Genomic DNA, 23,744 nt, shown 5'->3' on the forward strand with positions numbered 1-23,744 from the left:
GCCCCGCGCCCCCCCCCCCCCCCGCCCGCCCCCCCGGCGGGCGCCCCCCCCCGGACGGGAGACGACGCTCAGCCGGTGAAGACCTCGGTCAGCGACCAGATCGCGAGGCCCGCCATGCAGATGCCGCCGATCCGCTGCACGGTCTTGAGGGGGACGCGCTTGGCGATGAAGCGGCCCGCGACCAGGGCCAGGGCCGAGACGGTCGTGAGGGCGGCGAACGAGCCGATCGCCGTCGACCAGGTGCCGTTGGTGGCGGCCAGGTTGGCGGTGGTGATCTGGGTCAGGTCGCCCCACTCGCTGATGAAGACGGCCATGAAGGCGGTCGAGAAGACGGGCCAGAAGCCGCTGACCGTCCGGCCGCCCTCGTCGGACTCGTCGTCGTCGCCCCCGCCGCGCAGGAGCATGAACGCGCCGAAGCCGAACATCAGGGCCGAGACCAGCTTGACGCTCCAGCCGGGCAGCAGCCCGAGGAGGCTGCCGGCGCCCACCGCGATGGCGACGTGGGCCGCGAAGGCGGTGGAGGTGCCGATCCACACGTACAGCGGACGCATGCGCGTGCCCATGGCGAGGGACGCGAACATCGTCTTGTCGGGAAGCTCGGCGAGGAAGATCAGCCCGAAGGCGGTGAGGATCGCCAAGGGGTCGAGGTGCATACCGGGGCTCTCTGCTCGGTCCGGGCCCCGTGGCTCCGGGCGCCACCTCGGTGGGCGACGGGAGGACCACTCGGCCCGGCATGACGGACCACACCCACGGGAACGCGGGCGTGACTAATGCCTGGCCGAAGGTCTCGCCCGTCCGCTTGGTGCGCGGACCCGGTCACCGGGAACCCGGGGGTTCCAGTGTGTCGACGACCGGTTCGCAGGGCTACTCCCCTTCGCTGTCGCCCAGTGTAACGGATCGGGGCGCGAGGGTGGGTAGACAGTGTCTACGCGAACTTGGTAGACAGTGTCTATGCATGAGACCGATCATGACGACGAGGGCGGGCTGCGCGCCCGGCTGATCCGCGTCGGCGTCGAGCTGCTCGACGCCGAGGGCGTCCAGGCCCTCTCGCTCCGCGAGATCGCCCGCCGCGCCGGGGTCTCCCACGGAGCGCCCCGGCGGTACTTCCCCGCCCACCTGGACCTGCTGTCCGCGATCGCCCGGCAGGGCTTCGCCGAACTGGCCGCCCGCGTCGCCGAGGAGGACCCCGAGGGCGCCCCGGCACGCCGGCGGATCGACGTGCTCGCCCGCGTCTACCTCGACTACGCCGAGACCCGGCGCGGCATGTACGAGCTGATGTTCCGGCACGACCTCCTGGAGAGCGGCCGGCTCGGGCTCCGCGAGACCAGCCTGCCGCTCTTCGCCCACCTCACCGCACTCGTCGCCCGGGTCCGCCCGGGGGCCGAACCGGCCGTTCTCGCCGGCGCCCTCTGGGCCAACCTGCACGGGCTCGCCCAGCTCTGGCACTGGGGCAGCCTCCGCCTCGCCACCGGCGGCGACGACCCGGCCCCGCTGCTGGCCGCCGCGCTCGACGCCCACCTCGGACCCGTGGAGCCCGCCCCGTGAACCGCACCCTCGCCTGCAGCGTCGTCGGTGCCGCCGTCGTCGCCCTCGACGGCACCGTCCTGACCGTCGCCCAGCCCGCCCTCCAACGCGACCTGCACGCCCAGGTCGGCCAGGTGCAGTGGACCAGCACCGGCTACCTCGTCGCCGTCGCGAGCCTCCTCGTCCTCGCCGGCCGCCTCGGCGACCGGTACGGCCACCGGAGGGTCTTCGCCGCAGGCGCCTTCGGCTTCGCCGCCGCCTCCACCGGGATCGCCCTGGCCCCGGGCATCGGCACGGTGATCGCCCTGCGCGTGCTCCAGGGCGTCTGCGGGGCGCTCCTCCAGCCCGCGACCCTCGGCATGCTGCGCACGGCCTACCCGCCGGACCGGCTCGCGACCCCGATCGCCGTGCGCACCGCGGCCATCGGCCTGGCCGCGGCGGCCGGCCCCCTGGTCGGCGGAGCGCTGGTCTCCTCGTACGGCTGGCGCTCGGTCTTCCTCCTCGGCGTCCCCCCGACCCTCGCGATCGGCGTACTGGCCCTGTTTCCGCCGGACCGCGTGGCTCCGGAGGACCGTCCGACCACGGCGGACCGACCGCTTCGGCCCGCCCCCTCCCCGGCCTCGCCGCGCCCCGCGTCCGGTCTCGCCGCGCTCGATCCGTTCGGTGCGCTCCTGCTCGCCCTCACGCTCGGGCTCCTGGTCCAGGGCCTCGACGCGGCCTCGCGGCCCGGCGGTGCCGGGGGAGCCCTGCTCGCCTGTGGCGGCGCCGTCGCCGCCGGGGTGGCCTTCGCGCGGCAGGAGCGCCGCGTCGCGCACCCCCTGCTGCCGCCGGTGATGCTCCGGAGCGTGCCGGTCGTCGCGGGGCTCGCCGTGCTCCTCGCGGCCTCGGCCGCCCTCTCCGGCGCGCTCTTCGTGGCCACGTACTTCCTCCAGGACGTCCAGGGCCTCGATCCCCTCGGCTGCGCCCTGCGGTTCCTGCCCCTCCCCGCCCTCATGATCCTCGGCGCGCCGCTCTGCCCACCGCTCCAGCGCCGCTTCGGCCCCAGGGCCACCGCGACCACGGGGGCCGCGCTGCTCACGCTCGGGGTCCTGCTGTTCTCCCGGCTCGACGCGACGGCCGGCGCGGCCCCCGTCGGAGTCGCCTCCGCGCTGCTCGGCGCCGGGTTCGTCACGCTCATGGTCACCGCGACCTCCGCCGTCGTCCACCGGGCGCCCGCCGAGCACGCCGGGGTCGCGGGCGGCCTCCAGCAGACCGTGATGAACGTCGGACCGGCGCTCGGCGTCGCCACCGCGACCCTGCTCCTCGCCCTGGTCCCGGACGGCGGTTTCGTCCCGGCCCGGGGCGCCGCCCTCCCGGCCCTGACGCTGATCGCCGCCCTCGCCCTCCCCGCGGCCCTGGCCCTGCCCGGACGCGCGGCCCGGCGGGGGACACGCCCGGAACCGGCCGCACCCGGGGCCGGAGGACAGCCCTGCGTACGATCATGAGATGCCCGCAGCCGGTTCCCGCCGCCCTCCCGGCACGGCGGCGCGCACCCAGTTCAACCTCGGTCGCGCCCTGCCCTTCCTGGTCCTGGTGCTGACGGTCCTCGCCGACTTGATCACGCCCGACCGGGAGCGGTTCGACCGCCTCCTCGTCGCGGCGCCCGCCCTCGCGGCCGTCACCTGGCCCGTGCGCGCCACCGTCGCCATCGGCATGACCGCGATGGGCGTCCGCGCCCTGCTCGACTTCACCCGGGGCCAGGGGTTCGCCTCCGACCTCCTCGCCAGTGAGGCCATCCTCGCCGCGGTGACCGCCGCCGCGGCCTGGGTCAGCCGGGTCAGGACCCGCTACGAGCGGGACCTGCGCGAGGTCACGGCCGTCGCCGAGGTCGTCCAGCGGGTGGTCCTGCGCCCCCTGCCCGAACGCCTCGGCCGGTTCGAACTGCACCTCCTGTACGTCGCCGCCGCGGCCAAGGCGCGGATCGGCGGCGACTTCTACGAGGCCGTCAGGATCCCCGGCGCGGTGCGCGTGATGCTCGGCGACGTCCAGGGCAAGGGCCTCGGCGCCGTGGAGACCGCCTCCGTCCTGCTCGGCTCCTTCCGCGCGGCCGTCAACGACGCGCCCGACCTCGGCGCCCTCGCGGACCGGCTCGACGAAGGGCTCGCCCGCTACGGCGCCTGGGACCCGGACTCCGACGCCGCCGAACGCTTCGCCACCGTCGTCCTGGTGGAGCTCCCCGACGGCCACGACGTGGTGCGGCTCCTCAGCTGCGGCCACCCCGCCCCGCTGATCCAGGGGGCGAGCGGCGTCGAGGCCGTGCACTTCGCCGACCCCTCGCTGCCGGTCAACCTCGCCGGGCTCGCCGAGAACCACCACCGGATCGAGGAGGTGCCCTTCGGGCCGGGGGACCGGCTGCTCCTCTACACGGACGGCGTCAGCGAGACCCGCGACCGGACGGGCACGTTCTACCCGCTGGAGCTGCGCCTGCGCGGCTGGGCCCGGGAGCCGGGCGCCGCGATCCCCGAGCTGCTCCACCGCGACCTCTCCGCGTACGGGGCGGGCGGCCTCGACGACGACGTCGCCGCCGTCGTCGTGGTCCGCCCGGCCGAGGCCCTCTGAGCCGGGCGCCGCCGGCTCAGTCGCGCGGCGGTACGGGGCGGAACGATCCCCCGTACCAGGGGTCTCGGAGGGCCCCAGGAGGTGCCGTCGGGGTCCCGCGCGGACGTTCGCACCGAGCATCGTCCCCGGGGCGGCTTGTGTCGTTGCCGCCCGGTTGCGCGTCCTGTGCGCCGTTCGTGCGCTCTGGTCGCTCCGTTCCCGGTACGTGAGGCTTGCGACCGTCCGCAGTGCGGACCGCCCACAGCCCAGTCGAGAGGAAGCGGGTGCACGTGCCCCAGGACAACCCCTTCGCCAACGGATCGTCCGAGGAGTTCCCCGGCTTCCCGGGCATCACGACGGCCCTCACCGCCGCCGAGGCCTCCCGCACCGCCGGACGCGGCCTCTGGGCCGCCGGCGGGACCGTCGACCCCGACGTCGTCCGGCTCGCCCAGACCCTCACCACCGCCCTGCTGGACGGGAACGGCGCCCCCGAGGCCCTGCTTCCGGCCGAACTCGCCGCGGCCGTACGGGAGGTACGGGGCCTCGCCGTCCCCACGTACCACCGCGTCGAGGCCACCGACGGCATCCGGCTCTCCGCCTTCAGCCTCCGGCAGCGCGGCCCCGGCCCGCACCCGCTCGTCGTCGTCCCGGCCGGCTGGACCCCCTTCGGCTGGCCCCTGTTCCTCTGGTCCTACCTCGTCCTCGCCCGCAGGGGGTACCACGTCCTCGCCTACACGCCGCGCGGCCTGGGCATCCCCGGACTGCCCTCCACCTCCGAGGGCTTCGTCGACGTGGCCGGACCCCACGACTGGGCCGACGGCTCCGCCATCATCGACTTCGCCGTCGACCACCTCGCCCCGAGCGTGATCGGATTCCTCGGCGCGTCCTACGGCTCCGGCATCAGCCAGCTCGTCGCCGCCCACGACGACCGGGTCTCCGCCGTCGTCGCACTCAGCACCTGGGGGAACCTCGCCACCAGCCTCCACGACCACGGCACCCGCCACCTCGCGGCCGTCAAGGCCCTCCTCGGGCTCACCGGAGGCCCCGTGGAGACCAAGTTCGACCGGGCGAACCAGGAGGTCCTCGCCGACTTCCTGGCCGACCGGAACCTCGACAGGCTCGTCGAGTGGGGCCGGCTGCGCGCCCCCGAGTCGTACCTCCACCTCACCAACGAGAACGAGACCCCCACCTTCTTCTCGAACACCTGGCACGAGGGCCTCTTCGCCGTCAACCAGCTCCTGACTACCTTCGAGGGACTCGACGTCCCCAAGCGGCTCAACCTCTGGATCGGCGACCACACCGCCCCCGAGGGCCCGGGGCTCATCGGTACGGAGCGCGACCGGGTCGGCCTCCCCATGGCCGAGGCGTACGCCTGGCTCGACCACCACCTCAAGGGCGAGCGCAACGGGGTCGAGGACTGGCAGCGGGTCTGCTGCCAGGTCATGTTCACCTACGGCACCGAAGCCGTCCCGGACCCCGGCACCGGCGAGCCGACCGGCGAGAACCGGATCGTCGAGGAGGCCTACCGGGAGGAGCGCGCCGACTGGGGCCGGGTCACCACCGGCGTCGAGGTCCTCGGCCTCACCGGCGACGGCGCGGGCGGCACCGACGGCCGACTGCTCCCCGCCGGCGAGACGACGGCGCCCTCGCAGGTCACCGGCTGGCGCCGGGCCTTCCTCGCCGGGGTGGACACCGAGGCCACCGTCATGGACGCCCTCATGAGGACCGGCCAGGCGGAACGGGCCGGCCGTCCCAGGAGCTACGACACCCGCAAGATCGACCGGCGGCACGCCCTCGTCTGGACCACGGGTCGGCTCACCGACGCGGGAGGGCGCGGCGCGTCCGGACGCCGTATCCGGGGCGTCCCGAGACTGCGCCTCACCGTCCGCTCCACGGCCACCTCCGCCTGCCTCGTCGCCCACCTCTTCGACGTCGCCCAGGACGCCACGGCCCGGATCGTCACCCACGAGCCGCTCAACGTGTACGGGCTGACGCCCGGCCAGGACCGCACCGTCACCTGGCGGCTCCAGGCCGCCGCGTACGACGTCGCCGCGGGACACCGGCTGATGCTCGTCGTCGACAGCAAGGACCCGCTGTACGGGGACGCCTCCGTCACCTGGACGCAGACCACGGTCACCTCCCCTCCGGACGCCCCGGCCTTCCTGGAACTGCCCCTGGGCTGAGGACCGTACGGCGTGGACGGGTGCCGGGAGCGCCGGGCGCCCGTCCACGCCGGGCCGGTCACGTCACCGGTGCGAGCCCCAGGTGCTCGCGGAGCGTCGTCCCCGTGTACGCGGTCCGGTACACGCCCCGCTCCTGGAGCTCCGGCACGAGCAGCTCGACGATGTCGTCGAGGCCGTCCGGCACGAGGTACGGCGAGATGTTGAAGCCGTCGACGGCCCCGTACCGGGCGAACCGCGCGAAGGTCTCGGCGAGCCCGGCCGGAGTCCCGACGTGCCCGCGCTGCGGGCCGAGCTCGATCACCGTCTCGCGCAGCGACCAGCCGTTGGCCTCGGCCTTCGCCCGCCACTCGGCCACCGTGGCCAGCGTCTCGCCGAGCTGACGGGTGCCGAACTTCCCGTCGTACTCCGCGACCACCGGGTCCTCGGCGGGCAGCGGCCCGTCCGCGTCCCTCCCGGACAGGTCGAAGCCCCACAGCCGGCTCGCGATGCCCAGCGCGACGGCGGGCGTGACCTGTTCGAGGCGGACCCAGCGGGCCTTCTCCTCCGCCTCCTTCTCGGTGGCCCCGATGATGATCTCCGTGCCCGGCAGGATCCGCAGGGCGTCCTCCGGCCGTCCGACCGCCCGCAGCCGGCTCCGTACGTCCTCGGCGAACGCCAGCGCGTCGTCGAAGTCCGTGCCGTGCGCCGAGAAGATCACGTCCACGTTGCGCGCGGCGAAGTCCCGGCCCTCGCCCGAGTCGCCCGCCTGGAAGATCACCGGACGGCCCTGCGCGCTGCGCGGCAGCGTCGGCGCCAGGTCGATGTCGAAGTGGTCGCCGCGCGACCACACGCGTCCCACGGTGCCCGGCACCGACCAGGACCGGGCCTCGGCGGAACCGGCGACCGCGCCCTCCGCCCAGCCGTTCCACACGGCGCGCGCGATCGAGAGGAAGTCCTCGGCGCGCCGGTAGCGGTCGGCGTGGTCGAGGAAGCCGCCGCGCCGGAAGTTCTCCCCGGTCCAGGCGTTGTGCGTGGTCACCACGTTCCACCCGGCCCGGCCGCCGGAGAGCAGGTCGAGCCCCGCGAGCCGCCGGGCGAGGTCGCCGGGCTCGTTGAAGGTGGTGTTGGACGTGGCGACCAGACCGATCCGCTCGGTCGCGGCGGCGATCGCCGACAGCTGGACGATCGAGTCCGGCCGCCCGGCGACGTCCAGCTCGTGGACACCGCCCTCCGACTCGCGCAGCCGCAGGCCGTCGCCGAGGAAGAACGCGTCGAAGAGCCCGCGCTCGGCGGTCCTCGCGACCCGCAGGAAGGAGGCCGGATCGATCTGGGAGCCACTGGAGGGGTCCGACCAGATCGTCCAGTGGTTCACGCCCTGGAAGAACACCCCGAAGTGCAGCTGGGCGTCCGGGCGCGGGACGTCGTTCACATCGGCGCGGGTCATCGGGTCTCCTCCCGGAGGGGCGCGGCGGCGCCATCGGTCGTGAAGCGGCTGAGGGGCCGGGGGAGGCCCAGGGAGGTGCGCAGGGTGGTGCCGGGCAGCGGGCGCGCGGCGATCCGCCGGACGAACAGCTCGGGCAGGACGAGGCGGGAGAGCACCGCCAGGTCCTCGTCCAGGACGAGCGGGTGCAGCCGCACCCCGTCGACGTGGCCGGCGAGTTCCGTCAGCAGGTCCACCAGACCGGCGGCGGATCCGGAGTACCGCAGCCGGTCCGGACCGCCCTCCCACGGGGCGTACCGCTCCAGATCGGCGATCCGCTCGCGCGCCGACGCGACCGGGGTGTCGAGGGCGACCTCGATCTCGGCGAAGGCGAGCGGCGCCCCGGCGGCCGCGGCCGCCGTGCCCGCCTCGGCGGGAGTGGCCCCGCCGACCAGCGCGACATCGGTGAGACCGGCGGGGACGAGGCCCGCGCGGGCGAGGACCACGGGCCGGCCCTGCGGCGGGCGCGGCACGATCGAGGGGCCCTTCACGGAGTACGTCTCGCCCGAGAAGTCGATGGCGTGGAGCCGGGACCGGTCCAGGTAGCGGCTGGTGGCCACCGACCGGATCACCGCGTCGTCCTCCCAGGAGTCCCACAGGTCCCGCACGACGCGGAGGCCGTCGCGGGCCTCCCGGGCACGCGCGTCGGCGTCCTCGACGACGGGCCGCCCCCAGGCTCGGGCGGCGGCGGGGTCCTCCTCGACCCCGACGACCCAGCCGGCCCGGCCGGCCGAGACGTGGTCGAGCGAGGCGAGCTGCGAGGACACGTGGAACGGCTCGGCGTACGTGGTCGCCAGGACCGGCGCCACGCCGAGGACGCTCGTCGACGCGGCCACGAACGCGGCCCGCTCCACCGCGCCGATCCGCCCCACGGGGCCGGAGCCGTTCCCGGTGTCGATCCCGGAGGCGGGCGGGAGGATCGAGTCCTCCAGGGTGACCAGGGTGAATCCGGCGTTCTCGGCGGCGGCCGCCACCCGGGCGAGCCGACGCGGGGTCAGCAGCTCACCGGGGGAGTGCGCGGCGCGGCGCCAGGCGGCCGGATGGACACCGTCGCCGTCGATCTCGACGGCCAGGTGCAGGGCGGGGCGGGGCATGGGAGTCCTTCCGAACGGCAGGGAGGCGCGACGGCACGGCGCGGCGGTGCGGGGCACGGCGACGCGGGGCCGGGCGACGGGACGTCACGGAACGCGCGAACCCACGAGGGCGGGGTCAGGCGTGAGGGGAAGGACAGATGGCCGAGGACGTACGGCAGAAGTCGACGTGCCGGCGGCAGACGAGCCGGGCACTCGAACGGACGGGGACGTGCGCCGTGGCGATCACTGCCGGCACGTGCGCCTCCCCCTGGTCCGGTCCCGCCCAGGCGTGCGGGCGGGGACACCTCACCATAGGCAGGACGCCTTCGGCGCTGTCAAGGTCGTTCCGGCCGCCGGGACGTCAGGGAGACGCCGGGGAAAGGAGGTTGAGCGCCGCCGACCGCCGCGGAGACCCCGCTGAGCCCCGCCGGGCATCCGTCGGAGCGGGCCGGACCCGGTGTCAGACCCCGGGCTGACCGGACGTAGGCCCAGGGAGGGACGCGGCGGCCCGGCCCGCGGGCCTAGCGTGCCCGCATGATCCGATTCACCAGGGCGGCCGCTGCCGCCGTACTCGTCTGCTCCCTCGCCTTACCGGCCGGCACCGCCGCGGCGGCCGTCCCCGACACCCCGGCCACGGGCGGCCGGGGCCAGGTCTCCCGGGCCGCCGTGCTGCCGGCCCCCACCGGCCCGTACGCCGTCGGCAGCACCGTCCTGCCGCTCGTCGACCGCTCCCGTACCGACCCCTGGGTGCCCTCCGCCGACGGACGCGCGCTCATGGTCACCGTCCACTACCCGGCGGCCCGCTCCGGCGGCGGCCGGCCGGCCCCGTACGCCACCCGCGAGGAGGCACGGCTGCTCGCCGAGCAGCTCGGGCCCGGCGTCTCCGGCGACGTGCTCGCCCGCACGCGCACGCACAGCAGGACCGACGTCCGGCCCGCGCCCGGCCGCCACCCGCTGGTGCTGCTCTCGCCCGGCTTCAGCGTCTCCCGCTGGACGCTCACCCATCTCGCCGAGGACCTCGCCTCGCGGGGCTACGTCGTCGCCTCCGTCGACCACGCCTACGAGTCGTACGGGATCAGCCTCCCCGACGGCCGGACCCTCACCTGCGTCGCCTGCACGGCCCTCGACGAGGGCGGAGTGCCCGGCGGCGTCGTGACCTCGACCCGCGCCGCCGACATGCGCCACGTCCTGGACCGGCTCACCGGACCCCGGCCCGTCTGGCGGTACGCCGACACCATCGACGCGCGCCGCGTGGGCATGGCCGGCCACTCCATCGGCGGGGCGAGCGCGGCCACCGCGATGGCGGCCGATCCCCGGATCGACGCCGGGATCGACATGGACGGCAGGTTCTGGGAGGACCTTACGGCGGAGGGGCTGCGGGGCCGCCCGTTCATGATGCTCGGGACGCACGACGGCGTGCACCTGCCCGGCGGTCAGGACGACAGCTGGGACCGGACGTGGACCCGGCTCGACGGCTGGAAGCGCTGGATCACGGTCGCCGGATCCGAGCACTTCACCTTCTCCGACGGACCCGTGATCACACGTCACTTCGGGCTGCCCCAGCCCGAGCTGCCCTCCGAACGGGCGGTCGCCGTCACCCGGACCTACGTCGCGGCCTTCTTCGACCAGCACCTGCGCGGAATCCCGCGACCGGTCCTCGACGGCCCGACGCCCGCGAACCCGGAGGTCCACTTCCAGCACCGCTGACGCTCCCCCGGGGCGGGGTTCAGGAGCGGTACGGGGTGTTCGCCGCCGCCCAGTCGGCCAGGGCCCGCGCGCACTCGGCGACGGATTCGCGCCACGTGCGCGCGGCACCGTCACCGGCCTCGTCGCTGACGTGCTTCACGATGCGCAGCGGCACCCCGGCGAGCTCCGCGGCCGCCGCGAGCGCGTACCCCTCCATGTCGACCAGCGGCGCCCGCTCGGCGAGCCGGGCGCGCGCCGCCTCGTCCGAGATGAAGGCGTCCCCGGTGGCCAGGACCACGTCACCACCGTCCGGCAGCGCCAGCGGAGCGCCGTACGTCTCGCCCGTGAGCGTCGCGAGCAGCTGTCCGTCGAGGTCGTGCTGCACGACCGTGCCGACGACGTGCGTCCCGGTCCAGCCCGGACGCAGCGCCCCGGCCGTCCCCAGGTTCACGATGCCGGAGGGCCGCGGCCCCCGGCCGAGGACGGTCGCGAGCGCCGTCGCGGCGTTCACCTTCCCCATGCCGGTGAGCAGGACGGGCAGCCCGGTGTCGAGGTACTGCGCCTCCTCCTTGACGGCGAGCACGAGCAGCGGACGGTCGGCCCTGATCTCTCCCAAGAGTTCCATGGGGGCCACGCTAGTTCGAGGGCCCCTCCGTCGTACAACCGGGCGGGCTCGGCCCCCCTGCCGGGCCCGGGGTGCGCGGTGCCGTCCTCACACCGGCAGCAGCCGGCCGATCAGCGCCCCCAGCTGGCGGGCGTTGCGGCACGGGCGCATCTCCACGAGTTCCGCGTAGGCCGGCGCCACCGAGTCTCCGGTCCCCCAGAGCGAGGGCTGTTCCGGGTTGAGCCAGTGGACCCGGCGCGCGCGGTCCGCGACGACGCGGAGCGCCGCGAGGTTCGGGTCGGCGCCGTTGGTGCGGGCGTCGCCGAGGACGAAGACCACCGTGCGCGGTCCGACCGCCTGCGCGTACCGTTCGGCGAACTCCCCGAGCGCCGTCCCGTAGTCGCTCTGCCCGTGCCAGCCCGTGAGCTCCGCCTCCGCGAGGATCCGGTCGCCCAGTCCCGCCGGATCCGCGGCGCCCCGCGCGATCAGCCCGGTCACCTCGTCGACCCGGTTGACGAACGCGAACACCCGCACCCGGCTGAACTGATCGTGCAGGGCCTGCACCAGCAGCATCGTGAACTGGGCGAACCCGGCCACGGACCCCGACACGTCGCACAGCAGGACCAGCTCGGGACGCCGCGGGCGCCGTCGCCGCAGGACCGGTCGCACCGGCACCCCACCGGTCGACAGCGAGCCGCGCAGCGTCCGTCGCAGGTCGATCTCCCCGCGCGCCGCCCGCCGCCGCCTCGCCGCGAGCCGGGTGGCCAGCTTCCGCGCCAGCGGCCGTACGGTACGCCGCAACTCGTCCAGCTGCGCCCGCCCGGCCAGCAGGAAGTCGACGCCGTCCGCCGTCCCCGCGACCGCCCTCCGCGCGACCCGGTCACGGCCCTGCCGCTCGGCGACCCGCCGCCGGGCCTCGGTCCGTACGCGCTCGCGGAACGCCTCGATCCGCCGCCGGATCTCGTCGTCGAGGAGCCGGTCGGTGAACTCCGGGCCGTCGGCCGCCGCCTCCGCCCGCAGCCGGTCGCGCACCCGGGCGAGCAGCGTCTCGGGGCGCAGCCGGGAGAGCGTCTGGTACGAGGACCAGCCGTCCGACTCCGGGCCGGATCCGTATCCGCCGAACCCGCCCACCGCCTCGGCCGCCAGCCGGTCTAGCGCGGCGCCGTCACCGGTGGTGAGGGCCTCCGCGAGCCGGTCCCGGAGGGCCGTCAGGTCCGCGGTGGCGTCCTCGTGCGCCGCGGCGCGACCGGGAGCCCCGCCGAGCGGGAAGTAGAGGTCGAAGACCTGGTCGAACACCGTGCGTTGGCCCTCCCCGTGCAGCAGGGTCGCCGCCAGTGCCTCCCGGACCCGCTCCCGGTCGGTGAGGCCCACCGCTTCGAGCGCGCGTCCCGCGTCCACGGTCTCGCCGGTCCCGATCCCGAAGCCGTGCGCGCGCAGCGCGGCGACGAGCCCGGTGAGCCGCACGGCGGCCCCGGCCTGAACGGGGGGACGGGCCGGAGTCGGGGGACCGGTGGTCGCCACCGGACCGGCCGGGCCTGTGAGTCCGTCCGGGTCCGTGAGTCCGGCGGGCCCCGTGAGACCGTCCGGGCTCGTGGGTCCGTCCGGGTCCGTGGGTCCGGCCGGGGCCGCCGTGCCGGGGCCCGTCCCCGTCACACCGCGTCCAGGTCGAGCTTGGCCGCGGCCTTCACGATGTCCTCCTGGTGCTTGAGGAGGACGCCCAGCGTCTCCCGTACGACCCGCTCGTCCAGCCGGTCCGCGCCGAGCGCGAGCAGCGTGCGGGCCCAGTCGATCGTCTCCGAGACGGACGGCACCTTGCGCAGGTCCATGGCCCGCAGCGCTCCCACGACCCGGACGACGGACGCGGCGAGCGCGGCGTCCAGACCGGGCACCTTGAGCGTGACGATCCGACGCTCCAGCTCCTCCTCGGGGAAGCCGATGTGCAGGAAGAGGCAGCGCCGCCGGAGCGCCTCGGACAGCTCGCGGCTCGCGTTCGAGGTGAGCACGGTGAACGGCCGCCGCGTCGCCGTGATCGTGCCCAGCTCGGGCACGGTGACCTGGAAGTCGCTGAGGACCTCCAGGAGCAGCCCCTCCACCTCGACGTCGGCCTTGTCGGTCTCGTCGATCAGCAGCACCGTCGGATCCTCGGACCGGATGGCGGTGAGCAGCGGCCGGGGGAGCAGGAACTCCTCGCCGAAGATGTCCGTCCGCGTCTCGTCCCAGGACTCGCCCCGCCCGGCCGTGATCCGCAGCAGCTGCTTGGCGTGGTTCCACTCGTAGAGCGCGCGGGACTCGTCGACGCCCTCGTAGCACTGCAGACGGACCAGGCGCGCCCCGGCGACCTCGGTGACGGCCTTGGCGAGCTCGGTCTTGCCGACGCCGGCCGGGCCCTCGACGAGCAGCGGCTTGCCCAGCCGGTCGGCGAGGAAGACGGTGGTGGCGACGGCGGGCGACGCCAGGTAGCCGGTCGTGGCGAGCCGTTCCGCGACGTCGTCGACGGAGGTGAAGAATCCGGTCGTCATGCCTGTCCCCCCGGGGAGCGAAAACTCATACCGGCCAGTAGCCTCAGCTGTACTTGATCAGATCGGGCACCACCGCACAACCGTCCCGCGCGAGGTCCGTGCCGCGCGCGGGACGCCGGCCACTGGTGCAATGGGGGGACCGGGTACGCCACCCGGAGGCCCGCACGGCGGTGGAGGTGTCGTGGCGGAACGGGACGAGGCCCTCCTGACCAGGGCACGGGCCCTGGAGGAGGCGATCGGCGAGATCGGCACGACGCTCGACGAGACGGCCACCTGCCGCGAGCTCGCGGGATTTCTCGCCCGCCACCTGCGCGGCTCCGTCACCGTCGACCTCGTCGGCGAACCGGGCGCCCCCGCCCGGCGCGCCGCGTCGGCCGGAGCGGAGCCGGCGGGTCAGGCGGCGTCGCGGGCCGGCTCGGCGCGGCCGGAGGCGCCCGCACCCGGGGGCGCGAGCGCCGGCGCCCCCCGTCTCGCCGTACCCCTCGCCGTCCACGACGAGGACCCCCTCGGCAGCGTGACCGTGGTCCGCCACGACGGCCCGGGACTCTCCGACGACGAGATCGCGGTCGTCCGGCAAGCGGCCCGGCTGGCCGCCCGCCACCTCGGCCATGCCCGCCTGCTCGCCGCCACCGAGGACACCGCGCTCCACCTCCAGCGCGCCCTCGTCGCCGAACCGGGACGACCGCACCCCAACCTGGAGATCGCGGGCGGCTACCTCCCGGCGGGCCCCCGCGCCCTCGTGGGCGGCGACTGGTTCGAGACCGTACGGCTCCACTTCGGGCGCAGTCTCCTCGTCGTCGGCGACGTGATGGGCCACGGGCTCGACGCGGCCGTCGACATGAACGCCTACCGCACGGCGCTCCGTGAGGTCGCCGCGACCGATCTGCCGCCGCACCGGGTGCTGCGCCACCTCGACTCGGTGGTCGCCGAGGACGACGCCCGCAGGCCCGCCACCTGTCTGCTCGTCCGGGTCGACCCGGCCCGCGGCGCCGCCACCTTCGCCAGTGCCGGGCACCTGCCGCCCGCCGTGTTCGGCGCGGACGGCTCGGCGGAGCTCGTCGGCCTCCCGGTGGGGCCCCCGCTGGGCACCGGCTTCGGGGGCTACGAACCCACCACCCGCCCGCTCGCCCCGGGCGAGACCCTGCTGCTCTTCACCGACGGCCTCGTGGAACGGCGAGGTGAGGACATCGACGTCTCGCTCGCCCGCCTCGCCGCCCTCCGGCTCCCGGCGGACTCCGGGCCCGAGCAGGTCGTCGAAGAGGTGCTCCGCCGCCTCGACGCCCACCACGCGGAGGACGACGTCGCCGTCCTGGCGGCCCGGATCCGCGCCCGTCCGGCACCGTGACACAGGGTCACATCCTCCCCACGCGCCGCCGTGACACACGGTCACACCGCCCTGGCCGACCACCTGTTTCGGGCCACGGCGGGATTCTTCCCGCAGGACGCTTGTGCACGGCCGCCGGGCCCGTCACGCTCCTCGTATGAACACGGCCAGGCATGCCAGTGAACGTCTGATGAGCTGGCCCTCGCTGACCCCGGGCCGCGCCCATTGCGGCGCCGAGCTCGGACTGGGCACCGGGACGCAGGAGATCGTCCACTTCCACGGCGAACACGAGGCGGACGTCCACCTCACCCGCGCCATGGTCGCGAAGCTGCGCCCGGCCCTCCTCGGGTCGAGCGCGGTGCGGCTCCGGGCGGGATCGGGCTGGGTGACGGTCCTGCTGGACATGGGCTCCGACATCGACCTGCTCGCCACCCTGGTGAGCGCCGCCCTCCAGGCCAACGGCGTGCCCGACGTCGCCCCGGACGGCTGCACCCGCACCCGCCCGGTCCCCGGCACCCGCTGAACCCGCCGGGCCGCGGGGCCCGGCGTCCGGCGTCCGGATCGCACCGGATCAGGGAGGCAGGCCCTATTCGGGCACCGGGAACAGCATGCAGGTGCTGGTCGCGTGGCCGAGGAGCCGATCCTCGGCGTCGTACAGGCCCGCCTCGGCGAGCGCCGTGCGGCGCCCCCGCGACAGCACGGTGCCGATCGCCCGGATCTTCCCCGTGTCCTTCGTGACCGGACGGAGGAAGCGGGTCGACAGGTCGAGCGAGGTGTACGCCGTGCCCTGCGGGAGCGTGCTGTGGACCGCGCAGCCGGCGGCCGAGTCGAGCAGCGTCGCGTACACGCCGCCGTGCACGCTGCCGATCGGGTTGTAGTGCTCCTCGCCCGGTTCGAGCGCGAAGACGGCGCGCCCGGGCTCGACCTCCTCCAGGCTGAAGCCGAGCAGGGTGGCGAGCGGCGGCGCGGGCAGGCGGCCCGCCACCATCTCGCGGAGCAGGTCGATGCCCGCCATCGACCTCGCGGCGCGCGCGGTGATCCCGGCGTCCTCCCACTCGACCGTGCGTGACCGCCCCATCACCACTCCACTCCTCGGACCACTGACTTTGCATGCCGAAGCTAGCTTCCGCGTCAGCTGACTGTCAACGACAGAGCCAGGTGGCTACAGTGGACGGATGAACTGGCTGGATACGGATACCGAGAACTGCCCGGTGCGCCGTGCCCTGGACGTCGTGGGCGAGAAGTGGAGCCTGCTCATCCTGCGCGAGGCCTTCAACGGCGTCCGCCGGTACGACGACTTCCGCCGGCACCTCGGCCTCTCGGAAGCCGTCCTCGCCGACCGGCTCCGCAAGCTCGTCGCCGCCGGTGTGCTGCGCAGCGAGCCCTACCGCGAACCGGGCGCCCGCACCCGCCACGAGTACCGGCTCACCCGCAAGGGCGTCGACCTCTGGCCCGTACTCCTCGCCCTCAAGCAGTGGGGCGACACCCACGCAGGTGAGCCGGACGGCCCCGTCCTGGACATCCGGCACACCGACTGCGGCGCGCCCGTGCGGGTCGTCGTCCAGTGCGAGGGCGACGAACGGACCGTCCTCACGCCCCGCGACGTCACCGTCCGCACGGGCCCGGCAGCCCGCCCGCGCACCGCGGTCTGACGCCCCGTCGGACGGCTCCCCGCCCGCCGGACCGGACGCGTCCCACCCGTTCGGCCCCATCCCTGCGGTGTCCCGCCGCCCGGCCGGGTACCTCACCAGGCATGCCCCCCACACCCGGTCCGCCGCGCGACGGTGCCCCCGCCGAACACGGCCACTGGTACACACGGCTCCAGGCGCGCCTCCTCGCCTCCTCCGTCGGCCTCGCCTGGAGCCGGGGCCGGGCCATGGAGCTCATGCACCGCGCCATGGGTTTCGCGGCGCTCAGCCTGCTCACCCTCGTCCCCCTGCTCATCGTCGTCGCCGCGGCCGACCTCGCCAGCGGCCAGGGGTTCGCCCGCTGGCTGGTCCAGGGCCTCGGCGTCTCCGACGTCTCGGAGGAGGAGGTCGAGCAGCTCTTCGGGCAGCCGGGGCAGGCCCTGCAACGCACCACGGCCTTCGGACTCGCCGCCCTCGCCGCCTTCGGCGTCACCTTCGGATCCGCCGTACAGACCGGGTACGAGCGGGTCTGGGACCTCCCCACGGCCCGCTGGCACACGATGTGGCGGCACGTCGTCTGGCTCGCCGTGCTCGTCGCCTCCCTGCTGCTCTTCGTCGCCTTCCCCGCACCCGAGAACGCGTCGGCGGGCGTCACCACCGTCGTCGCCCTCGGCGACGTCCTCGGCACGTTCGTCTTCTTCTGGTGGTCCCAGCGCTTCCTGCTCTGCGGCCGCATCCGCTGGCGCGCCCTCGCCCCCGGGGCCGTCCTCACCGCACTGGGCCTCCTCGGGCTGCGGATCTTCTCGCAGCTCGTGTTCTCCCCGCTGATCGCCTCGAACGCCGTGACGTACGGCCAGTTCGGCACCGTGCTCGTCCTCCAGTCCTGGCTCGTCGGCGTCGGCTTCGTCGTGTACGGAGGCGCCCTCACCGGACGCCTCGTCCACGAGCTCCTCGTCCGCCGCCGGCTGCGGCGCCCCGCGTGACCGCTACTGGTCCCGTCCCCGCACCGCGAGCACCGTCGCCACGGCCCCGCCCAGCGCCCACAGCGCGAACACCAGCCACGCCCCGCCCGCCGTCCACGGGAACAGCTCCCCACCGCGCGGTCCCGCGTCCGCGAGCCGCTGCCAGGCGTGCAGCGGGGTCGCGTGGGCGAGCACGGCGGTCAGGTGACGCCGGTCCGTGAGGACGGCGGGCAGCAGCAGGAGCAGGACGAACGAGCCGACGACCGAGACCGCGCTCCGCCGCAGCAGCGCGCCGACCGCCATGCCGACCACCGCGCACACCGGGGCGAGCAGCGCCGAGGCCACCACGATGCGCGCCGCTCCGGGATGGGTGAGGGGCAGCCCGATGTCCCGGGCCGACAGCATCGCCTGCGTCGACCAGAACGAGGCCCCCGCGACGACCGCCCCGAACAAGGCCTGCACCACGGTCACGACCAGCACCTTCGCCGCCATCAGCGCGCCCCGTGCCGGTACCGCGGTGAACGTCGTACGGATCAGTCCGCTGCCGTACTCGCCGACCACCGCCACCGCGCCCATGGACGCGGAGGCGAGGATCAGGACCAGGGCCGCGTTGTACGTGAAGGCGTCCCACAGCGCCATGTCGTTCGCCACGAACTCGGCCCGGCTCGCCGCGTCGTACTGGAGCCAGTAGCGGTAGTGGTCCCAGGCGGTGCCGAAGTTGAAGGCGACCACGGCGAGCGCCGCGAGCAGCAGCGACCAGCCGGTCGAGCGCAGCGACCACAGCTTCAGCCACTCCGAGCCGACCAGGTCCCGGAACCGGGCACGGGGCTCCGCCACGGGGGTCATGGACACCGGGGAAAGGTCGAGGGTCGTCATCGGGCGTCTCCTGCCAGGTACTCGACGCTGTCGGCGGTCAGTTCCATGAACGCCTCCTCCAGGGAGGCCGTACGGGTGGTCAGCTGGTCGACCAGCACCCGGTGCTCCAGGGCCAGTTCCCCGATACGGCCGGCCGGGAGACCGGTCACCGACAGCAGTCCGGCCTCCTCCTCGACCGCCGCCCCCTCCGCGAGGAGCAGCGCCGTCAGGCCCGCCCGGTCCGGAGTGCCCACCGTCACGCTCAGCCGCCTGCCGCGCGCGGCGAACTCCGTCAGGCTCTCCGCCGCGATCAGCCTGCCCCGGCCGATCACCACCAGGTCGTCTGCCGTGTGCTCCATCTCCGTCATCAGATGACTCGACACGAACACCGTGCGGCCCTCGACGGCGAGCCGCCGGAACAGTCCCCGCACCCACTTCACGCCCTCCGGGTCGAGGCCGTTCAGCGGTTCGTCGAACAACAGGACCGGCGGGTCGCCGAGCAGCGCGCCGGCGATGCCGAGCCGCTGGCGCATGCCCAGCGAGTAGCCGCCGATCCGCCGCCGGGCCGCCCCCGCCAGACCGACCTCCTCCAGGACCTCGTCCACCCGGGAGAGCGGGATGCGGTTGCTGCGCGCGAGGACCGCCAGATGCGCGCGGGCGGTCCGGCCGCCGTGCACGTCCCCGGCGTCGAGGAGCGCCCCGACGTGCCGCAGACCGCGCGGTCGGTCGGTGAAGGGCCGGCCGTCGACCGTCACCGAACCACCGGTCGGGGCGTGCAGTCCCAGGACCATCCGCAACGTGGTGCTCTTGCCCGAGCCGTTGGGGCCGAGGAAACCGGTGACCCGGCCGGGGCGGACGGTGAAGGTGAGCGCGTCGACGGCGGTCGTGGCGCCGTACCGCTTGGTGAGTTCCCTGACTTCGATCATGCGCACCACCGTGCCGTCCGGGTGCCGCGCCGGGCATCGGACCAGCGACGACAATCGGCGGCGGGCGTTGTCACCCCAGGTCGTACACCTCAGGTCCGATGCCCGCGGCGGGGGCCGCCGTCTACGATCACCGCATGTCCAGCACCCCGGCAGTGCCGTTCTTCAAGCGGGTCACGCCCGGCGGGTGGGCCGCGGTCGCCTGGGGCGCGGGCATCGTGTTCACCGCCCTGCTCCGGATCCGCGTGCCCGGCCAGGACGGGCCGGACGTCATGCCCGGCTTCATCATCCTGCGCTGGGACGGTCTCGCCATGCTGGCCGTCGCCACGCTGCTGACCCTGCGCGGCAGCGCCCTCCTCGCGGAGCGCCCGACCGCGGCCCTCCATCATCTTTTGGCCGCCGCGGTGATCGCCTCGACGCCTCTCGGGGTGATCGCCATCCCCGCCGCCCAGTACCTCGCGGTGGACGTCGCCCTCTACGCCATCGCCGCCGCCCGCCCCCGCGAGGAGGCCCTGCGGGCCCTGCTGCTCGCCCTCGGCCTGCTCGTCGCCTATCTGGCGGTGCGTCTGGTCGCGGGCTGGAGCGCCGGGACCACGGCGTCCCTGGCCGTCGGCCTGACCGCCCTCGTGGCCTGGCTCCTCGGCCGCTCGCAGGCGCAGGGGCGGGAGTTCGCGGAGCGGGACCGCACCCGGGCCGCCGAGCAGGCCGCCACCGCCGAACGCCTCCGGATCGCCCGCGAGATGCACGACACGGTCGCCCACAGCATCGGGATCGTCGCCCTCCAGGCCGGCGCCGCCCGCCGGGTCATCGACACGCAGCCCGAGGGGGCCCGGCAGGCCCTCACCGAGATCGAGACGGCGAGCCGCGAGACCCTCGCCGGCCTGCGCCGGATGCTCGGCGCCCTGCGTACGGCGGACGCGGAGGCGGGAGCGGGGCAGGCCGCCCCCGTCCCCGCCGACGGACGGGGTCTCCCCGAGATGCCCGGTCTCGCCGACCTCGACCGGCTCGCCCAGCTCACCGGGAACGCCGGAGTCCGCGTCACCGTCCGCCGCGCCGGAACCCCCGGCCCGCTTCCCCCGGACATCGACCTCTCGGCCTTCCGCATCGTCCAGGAGGCCGTCACCAACGTCGTACGGCACTCGGGCGCCGATTCCTGCACGGTCACCGTCGACCACAGCGGGCCCGGCTCCCTGGCCGTCACCGTCGAGGACCTCGGCCCCGTCGGCGGCCACGCGCGCGTGCATCCCGGCCCGGGCTCCGGATACGGCCTGACCGGCATGCGGGAGCGCGTCGCCGTCCTGCACGGAGAGTTCACCGCGGGACCCCGCCCCGGTGGCGGCTTCCGCGTCACCGCCCGACTTCCCCTGCCCACAGGAGCCACCACCCGATGAGCGTCATCACCGACGGACGGCCGGTCCGCGTCGTCCTCGCCGACGACCAGCCCCTGGTGCGCGCCGCGCTCCGGATGGTCATCACCGACACCCCGGACCTCGTCGTGGCCGGCGAGGCGGCGAACGGCGCCGAGGCCGTCCGTCTCGTCGGGGAGACGGCCGCCGACGTCGTCGTCATGGACCTGAGGATGCCCGGCACCGACGGCATCGAGGCCACCCGCATCATCACAGAGGGCCCGACCGGGGCCCGGGTCGTCGTCCTCACGACCTTCGACGACGACGACCACGTCTACGCGGCGCTGCACGCGGGCGCGTCCGGATTCCTCGTCAAGGACATGGCCCTCGACGACATCCTGGCCGCCGTCCGCGTCGTCGCCTCCGGCGACGCCCTGATCGCGCCCAGCGTCACCCGGCGCCTGATCAAGCAGTTCACGGACCGCCCGAGGACCGCTCCCGCCGCACCGCGGCGCCGAGCCGAGGGGATCACCGACCGCGAGCGCGAGGTCCTCACCCTCGTCGGCCGGGGCCTGTCCAACACCGAGATCGCCGCCGAGCTGCACCTCAGCATCGCCACCGCGAAGACCTACGTGACCCGGCTGCTCTCCAAGCTGGACGCCCGCGACCGCGTGCAGCTCGTGATCATCGCGTACGAGGCGGGGCTCGTCTCCGCCGCCTGACGGTTCCGGCGGCGGACGGTCTCCGCGGCCCCACGGTGCGGGCGGGTGCTCACACGATCCGGTGATCCACTGGCGAGCCGCCGGCCGGACCGCCCCGGACCGCTTGGATGGAGGCGACCCATCCGGTCCGTCGAGAGAGAGCCGCCCATGGCGCACACCTGGCTGCCCCCCGCCGAGTACGTCGACACCCTGCCGAGAGCGACGGCGTACGCCTGCCTCTACTTCACCGACACCGCAGGCCGCCCCTTCCAGCTGCGGGCCACCTACAAGACGGAGCCGTGGCAATGGCCCGGCGGCAACATGGATCCGGGGGAGACCCCCTGGGAGACCGCCGTGCGCGAGTGCCACGAGGAGACCGGGCTCGTCTTCACCGGGGCGCCGAGGCTCCTCGCCACCCACTTCGTCACGGACCGGGGCGAGGACTGGCCCGCCAACCACATCGGCTTCATCTTCGACGGGGGCGAGCTGACGGACGAGCAGATCGCAGCCGTCGTCCTCGACCCGGAGGAGCACAGCGAGTACCGCCTGCGGACCCTGGACGAGTGGGAGCGGGAGATGCACCCGCGCGAGTTCGCCCGGCTCGCCGAGATCGACCGTGCCCGCAGGACCCGGTCGACGGTGTACGTGGAGACCGGAGCGGGCGGAGCCTGAGCGGAGCAGGGGCCCGTCTCCGGTACGGCGGGCCCCCACCCCGACGGTCAGGACCGGCAGCCCACGGGGTGGGCGATGTCGACGACGAACCGCTCCGGCGCGTGCAGCCGGAGGGTCTTGAACTCGGGCTTGGTGTCGAAGGCGGCTCCGACGGTCACCACGCCCTCGAAGTCGCCGGTCAGGGCGACTCCCTTGAGCGCGGGCAGAGGGATCCTCACCAGCCGGGGACCGTGGTAGACGGACCGTCCGGCGGCGTCGTGCGCGGCGGCGGGGGAGAGCCTGATCTCCAGGAAGTACTTCCCCGGCAGCGGGACCTTCTTCCCCGACGCGTCGTAGTGCAGCGAGCGGACCTGATGGACGGTGACCGGGGGCAGCTTGCCCCGTACGTCGATCACGAGGCGGTCGAAGGCGGTGTGCCCGCCCCAGCGGGCGTCGACGACCAGGGCGGTGGCCGGGGCCGACGAGCGCGGGGCCGGGGCGCCGGCCGCGCCCGCCGGGACGGTGGCGCCGATTCCGGCGGTCAGCAGGATTCCCGCGGCGACGGCCGCGAGGGTGTGTCGGTGATGCATGACGGCCCCCAATTTCGCTGTTCCGGGGACAGAGGTGTCACTGGCAGAGACATTCGGGACAACCGAACGGTTCCATCTGAAATGGCGTGTATCTCGGATATCGGGTAGAGGTCTCGTCATGTGCTGGAGTGCGACCGCCGACCTCTGGGCGGGTCTCGGGATCGGCGCGGTGGGCGTGGCCTCACTCGCCTCCGTACGCCGCGCCGGGGACGTGCCGCTCGCCGCCCTGCCCCTGCTCCTCGGCGCTCATCAGGTCGTGGAGGCCGCGGTCTGGCACACCGGCGGCGGCACCGGACCCGCCACCCTCGCCTGGGCCGTGATCGCCCTCCCCCTGCTGCCCCTCTGGGTGCCCCTCGGCGTCCTCACGGCGGCCCGGCCCGCCGACAGGAAGCGCGCGCTCGCGCCGCTCGCCGTCGGCCTCGCGACCGCCTCCGTGCTCGCACACCGCCTCGTCGCCCACCCGGTCTCGGCCGAGATCCGCGGGCACACCCTCGGCTACGCCGTCGACCTGCCGTACGCGCCGTTCGTCCTCGCCGGATACCTGCTCGCCACCGTCGGCGCCCTGCTCCTCGCCCGAGACCGGCTCCTGCGGGCCCTCGGACTCCTCACCGGACTCGGCGCGGCCTTCTGCGCCCTCCTGTGGCGCACCGCGTTCGTCTCCACCTGGTGCGCCCTCGCGGCCGTCGCCTCGCTCCTGCTCCTCGCCTGGGTCAGGAGGAGAGCGCCAGCGGTGTCCCCGGCGGATCCGGGCGCCGCCGACCGTAACCCGACGGCCCCTCGGTAGTTGACCAGGGCATGAAGAAGCGCAGCATGCTCGCCATCGCCTCCCTCGCCGCCGGTGTCGTCACCGCCCTCGTCACCCCGCCGCCGCAGGCCAGCGCCACCGAGAACCCCCTGGCCGGCACCACGGGCCTCCTCCAGGAGGACCAGGCCGCGGGCGTCCTCCACGACACCGTCCAGGGCGCCGAGGGCGCCCTCCAGAACCAGCAGGGCGGCGGACTGCTCTGAGGCCGCGTCCCAGGTGGCGCGCGGGGGGGGGCCCGGGCCCCCCCCCCCCCGGGGGGCCCCCCCCGCCCGGGCCCGCGGGGGGGGGGGGCGGGGCGGCCGCGGGGGTCTTAATATAGAGATTGGGCTAGTGT

Annotated in this window: 24 protein-coding genes; 14 read left to right on the forward strand and 10 right to left on the reverse strand. The window is 74.9% G+C overall.

Going from position 1 to position 23,744, the window contains the following annotated elements; all coding sequences use genetic code 11:
• Positions 1-68 precede the first annotated feature (68 nt).
• Positions 69-653, reverse strand: coding sequence for a TMEM165/GDT1 family protein (locus ACFV2S_RS32435; RefSeq protein ID WP_383797039.1), 585 nt, complete (start codon positions 651-653; stop codon positions 69-71).
• 298 nt (positions 654-951) lie between these two features.
• On the opposite strand from ACFV2S_RS32435, the gene ACFV2S_RS32440 reads away from it, so the two are divergent.
• From ACFV2S_RS32440 to ACFV2S_RS32455, 4 genes are all read left to right on the forward strand, one after another.
• Positions 952-1,545, forward strand: a complete 594-nt coding sequence (locus ACFV2S_RS32440; RefSeq protein ID WP_385567402.1) for a TetR/AcrR family transcriptional regulator — start codon at positions 952-954, stop codon at positions 1,543-1,545.
• Complete coding sequence (locus ACFV2S_RS32445; RefSeq protein WP_385567406.1) at positions 1,542-3,008, forward strand: MFS transporter; 1,467 nt, start codon at positions 1,542-1,544, stop codon at positions 3,006-3,008. Before ACFV2S_RS32440 ends, ACFV2S_RS32445 begins: the two co-directional genes overlap by 4 nt.
• A 1-nt stretch (position 3,009) precedes the next feature.
• Positions 3,010-4,122, forward strand: a complete 1,113-nt coding sequence (locus ACFV2S_RS32450) for a PP2C family protein-serine/threonine phosphatase (protein ID WP_385567410.1) — start codon at positions 3,010-3,012, stop codon at positions 4,120-4,122.
• Positions 4,123-4,391: 269 nt separating this feature from the next.
• Complete coding sequence (locus ACFV2S_RS32455; protein WP_385567413.1) at positions 4,392-6,284, forward strand: alpha/beta fold hydrolase; 1,893 nt, start codon at positions 4,392-4,394, stop codon at positions 6,282-6,284.
• A gap of 58 nt (positions 6,285-6,342) precedes the next feature.
• On the opposite strand, the gene ACFV2S_RS32460 is transcribed toward ACFV2S_RS32455, so the two are convergent.
• Together ACFV2S_RS32460 and ACFV2S_RS32465 are read right to left on the reverse strand one after the other, a co-directional pair.
• Positions 6,343-7,707 (reverse strand): NtaA/DmoA family FMN-dependent monooxygenase, encoded by a 1,365-nt coding sequence (locus tag ACFV2S_RS32460; RefSeq protein WP_385567418.1) that lies wholly within the window; start codon positions 7,705-7,707, stop codon positions 6,343-6,345.
• Entirely contained in the window at positions 7,704-8,837 is a 1,134-nt protein-coding gene (locus ACFV2S_RS32465) for an LLM class flavin-dependent oxidoreductase (protein WP_385567421.1), read from the reverse strand. Before ACFV2S_RS32465 ends, ACFV2S_RS32460 begins: the two co-directional genes overlap by 4 nt.
• Before the next feature lie 513 nt (positions 8,838-9,350).
• Here ACFV2S_RS32465 and ACFV2S_RS32470 point away from each other — a divergent pair.
• Positions 9,351-10,523, forward strand: coding sequence for an alpha/beta hydrolase family protein (locus tag ACFV2S_RS32470; protein WP_385567424.1), 1,173 nt, complete (start codon positions 9,351-9,353; stop codon positions 10,521-10,523).
• A 19-nt stretch (positions 10,524-10,542) separates the two neighbouring features.
• On the opposite strand, the gene ACFV2S_RS32475 is transcribed toward ACFV2S_RS32470, so the two are convergent.
• The 3 genes from ACFV2S_RS32475 to ACFV2S_RS32485 all read right to left on the reverse strand — a co-directional run bounded on the left by ACFV2S_RS32475 (position 10,543) and on the right by ACFV2S_RS32485 (position 13,625).
• Positions 10,543-11,127 (reverse strand): nucleosidase, encoded by a 585-nt coding sequence (locus ACFV2S_RS32475; protein ID WP_383797046.1) that lies wholly within the window; start codon positions 11,125-11,127, stop codon positions 10,543-10,545.
• An 87-nt stretch (positions 11,128-11,214) separates the two neighbouring features.
• Entirely contained in the window at positions 11,215-12,570 is a 1,356-nt protein-coding gene (locus tag ACFV2S_RS32480) for a VWA domain-containing protein (RefSeq protein WP_385567429.1), read from the reverse strand.
• A gap of 185 nt (positions 12,571-12,755) precedes the next feature.
• A complete protein-coding gene (locus ACFV2S_RS32485) occupies positions 12,756-13,625 on the reverse strand; it encodes an AAA family ATPase (RefSeq protein ID WP_383797048.1) in 870 nt (289 codons plus the stop codon).
• A 181-nt stretch (positions 13,626-13,806) separates the two neighbouring features.
• Between ACFV2S_RS32485 and ACFV2S_RS32490 the strand changes: the two genes are divergently transcribed.
• Together ACFV2S_RS32490 and ACFV2S_RS32495 are read left to right on the forward strand one after the other, a co-directional pair.
• On the forward strand, positions 13,807-14,970 hold the full coding sequence (locus tag ACFV2S_RS32490; RefSeq protein ID WP_385567434.1) for a PP2C family protein-serine/threonine phosphatase: 1,164 nt from the start codon (positions 13,807-13,809) through the stop codon (positions 14,968-14,970).
• Positions 14,971-15,106: 136 nt separating this feature from the next.
• The gene (locus tag ACFV2S_RS32495; protein WP_361392013.1) at positions 15,107-15,472 is read left to right on the forward strand and encodes a luciferase family protein; all 366 of its coding nucleotides are present in this window, start codon (positions 15,107-15,109) and stop codon (positions 15,470-15,472) included.
• A gap of 63 nt (positions 15,473-15,535) precedes the next feature.
• On the opposite strand, the gene ACFV2S_RS32500 is transcribed toward ACFV2S_RS32495, so the two are convergent.
• Complete coding sequence (locus ACFV2S_RS32500) at positions 15,536-16,027, reverse strand: PaaI family thioesterase (protein WP_385567439.1); 492 nt, start codon at positions 16,025-16,027, stop codon at positions 15,536-15,538.
• A gap of 97 nt (positions 16,028-16,124) precedes the next feature.
• On the opposite strand from ACFV2S_RS32500, the gene ACFV2S_RS32505 reads away from it, so the two are divergent.
• Both ACFV2S_RS32505 and ACFV2S_RS32510 read left to right on the forward strand, forming a co-directional pair.
• Positions 16,125-16,601 (forward strand): winged helix-turn-helix transcriptional regulator, encoded by a 477-nt coding sequence (locus ACFV2S_RS32505; RefSeq protein ID WP_385567443.1) that lies wholly within the window; start codon positions 16,125-16,127, stop codon positions 16,599-16,601.
• Positions 16,602-16,702: 101 nt separating this feature from the next.
• Positions 16,703-17,560: a YhjD/YihY/BrkB family envelope integrity protein gene (locus ACFV2S_RS32510; protein WP_385567448.1), complete on the forward strand. Its 858-nt coding sequence runs from the start codon at positions 16,703-16,705 to the stop codon at positions 17,558-17,560.
• Positions 17,561-17,563: 3 nt separating this feature from the next.
• On the opposite strand, the gene ACFV2S_RS32515 is transcribed toward ACFV2S_RS32510, so the two are convergent.
• Positions 17,564-18,415, reverse strand: coding sequence for an ABC transporter permease (locus ACFV2S_RS32515; RefSeq protein WP_385567451.1), 852 nt, complete (start codon positions 18,413-18,415; stop codon positions 17,564-17,566).
• The gene (locus ACFV2S_RS32520; RefSeq protein ID WP_385567454.1) at positions 18,412-19,320 is read right to left on the reverse strand and encodes an ABC transporter ATP-binding protein; all 909 of its coding nucleotides are present in this window, start codon (positions 19,318-19,320) and stop codon (positions 18,412-18,414) included. The genes ACFV2S_RS32515 and ACFV2S_RS32520 overlap by 4 nt, the downstream gene beginning before the upstream one ends.
• Positions 19,321-19,454: 134 nt before the next feature.
• Here ACFV2S_RS32520 and ACFV2S_RS32525 point away from each other — a divergent pair, with 134 nt between their 5' ends.
• The 3 genes from ACFV2S_RS32525 (at position 19,455) to ACFV2S_RS32535 (ending at position 22,036) form a co-directional block, all read left to right on the forward strand.
• Complete coding sequence (locus tag ACFV2S_RS32525) at positions 19,455-20,708, forward strand: sensor histidine kinase (RefSeq protein WP_385567457.1); 1,254 nt, start codon at positions 19,455-19,457, stop codon at positions 20,706-20,708.
• Positions 20,705-21,385 carry a response regulator gene (locus ACFV2S_RS32530; protein ID WP_385567460.1) on the forward strand — a complete coding sequence of 227 codons (681 nt, stop codon included), beginning with the start codon at positions 20,705-20,707 and terminating at the stop codon, positions 21,383-21,385. Before ACFV2S_RS32525 ends, ACFV2S_RS32530 begins: the two co-directional genes overlap by 4 nt.
• A gap of 147 nt (positions 21,386-21,532) precedes the next feature.
• Positions 21,533-22,036, forward strand: a complete 504-nt coding sequence (locus ACFV2S_RS32535; RefSeq protein ID WP_383799836.1) for an NUDIX domain-containing protein — start codon at positions 21,533-21,535, stop codon at positions 22,034-22,036.
• 47 nt (positions 22,037-22,083) lie between these two features.
• On the opposite strand, the gene ACFV2S_RS32540 is transcribed toward ACFV2S_RS32535, so the two are convergent.
• Complete coding sequence (locus ACFV2S_RS32540) at positions 22,084-22,605, reverse strand: hypothetical protein (RefSeq protein WP_385567465.1); 522 nt, start codon at positions 22,603-22,605, stop codon at positions 22,084-22,086.
• 118 nt (positions 22,606-22,723) lie between these two features.
• Between ACFV2S_RS32540 and ACFV2S_RS32545 the strand changes: the two genes are divergently transcribed.
• Positions 22,724-23,389: a DUF6629 family protein gene (locus ACFV2S_RS32545; protein ID WP_385567469.1), complete on the forward strand. Its 666-nt coding sequence runs from the start codon at positions 22,724-22,726 to the stop codon at positions 23,387-23,389.
• Positions 23,390-23,400: 11 nt separating this feature from the next.
• Positions 23,401-23,613, forward strand: coding sequence for a hypothetical protein (locus ACFV2S_RS32550; protein ID WP_385567473.1), 213 nt, complete (start codon positions 23,401-23,403; stop codon positions 23,611-23,613).
• Positions 23,614-23,744 lie beyond the last annotated feature (131 nt).

Origin of the sequence: Streptomyces sp. NPDC059695 (genome assembly GCF_042733785.1) — a bacterium.
Taxonomy (GTDB): domain Bacteria; phylum Actinomycetota; class Actinomycetes; order Streptomycetales; family Streptomycetaceae; genus Streptomyces.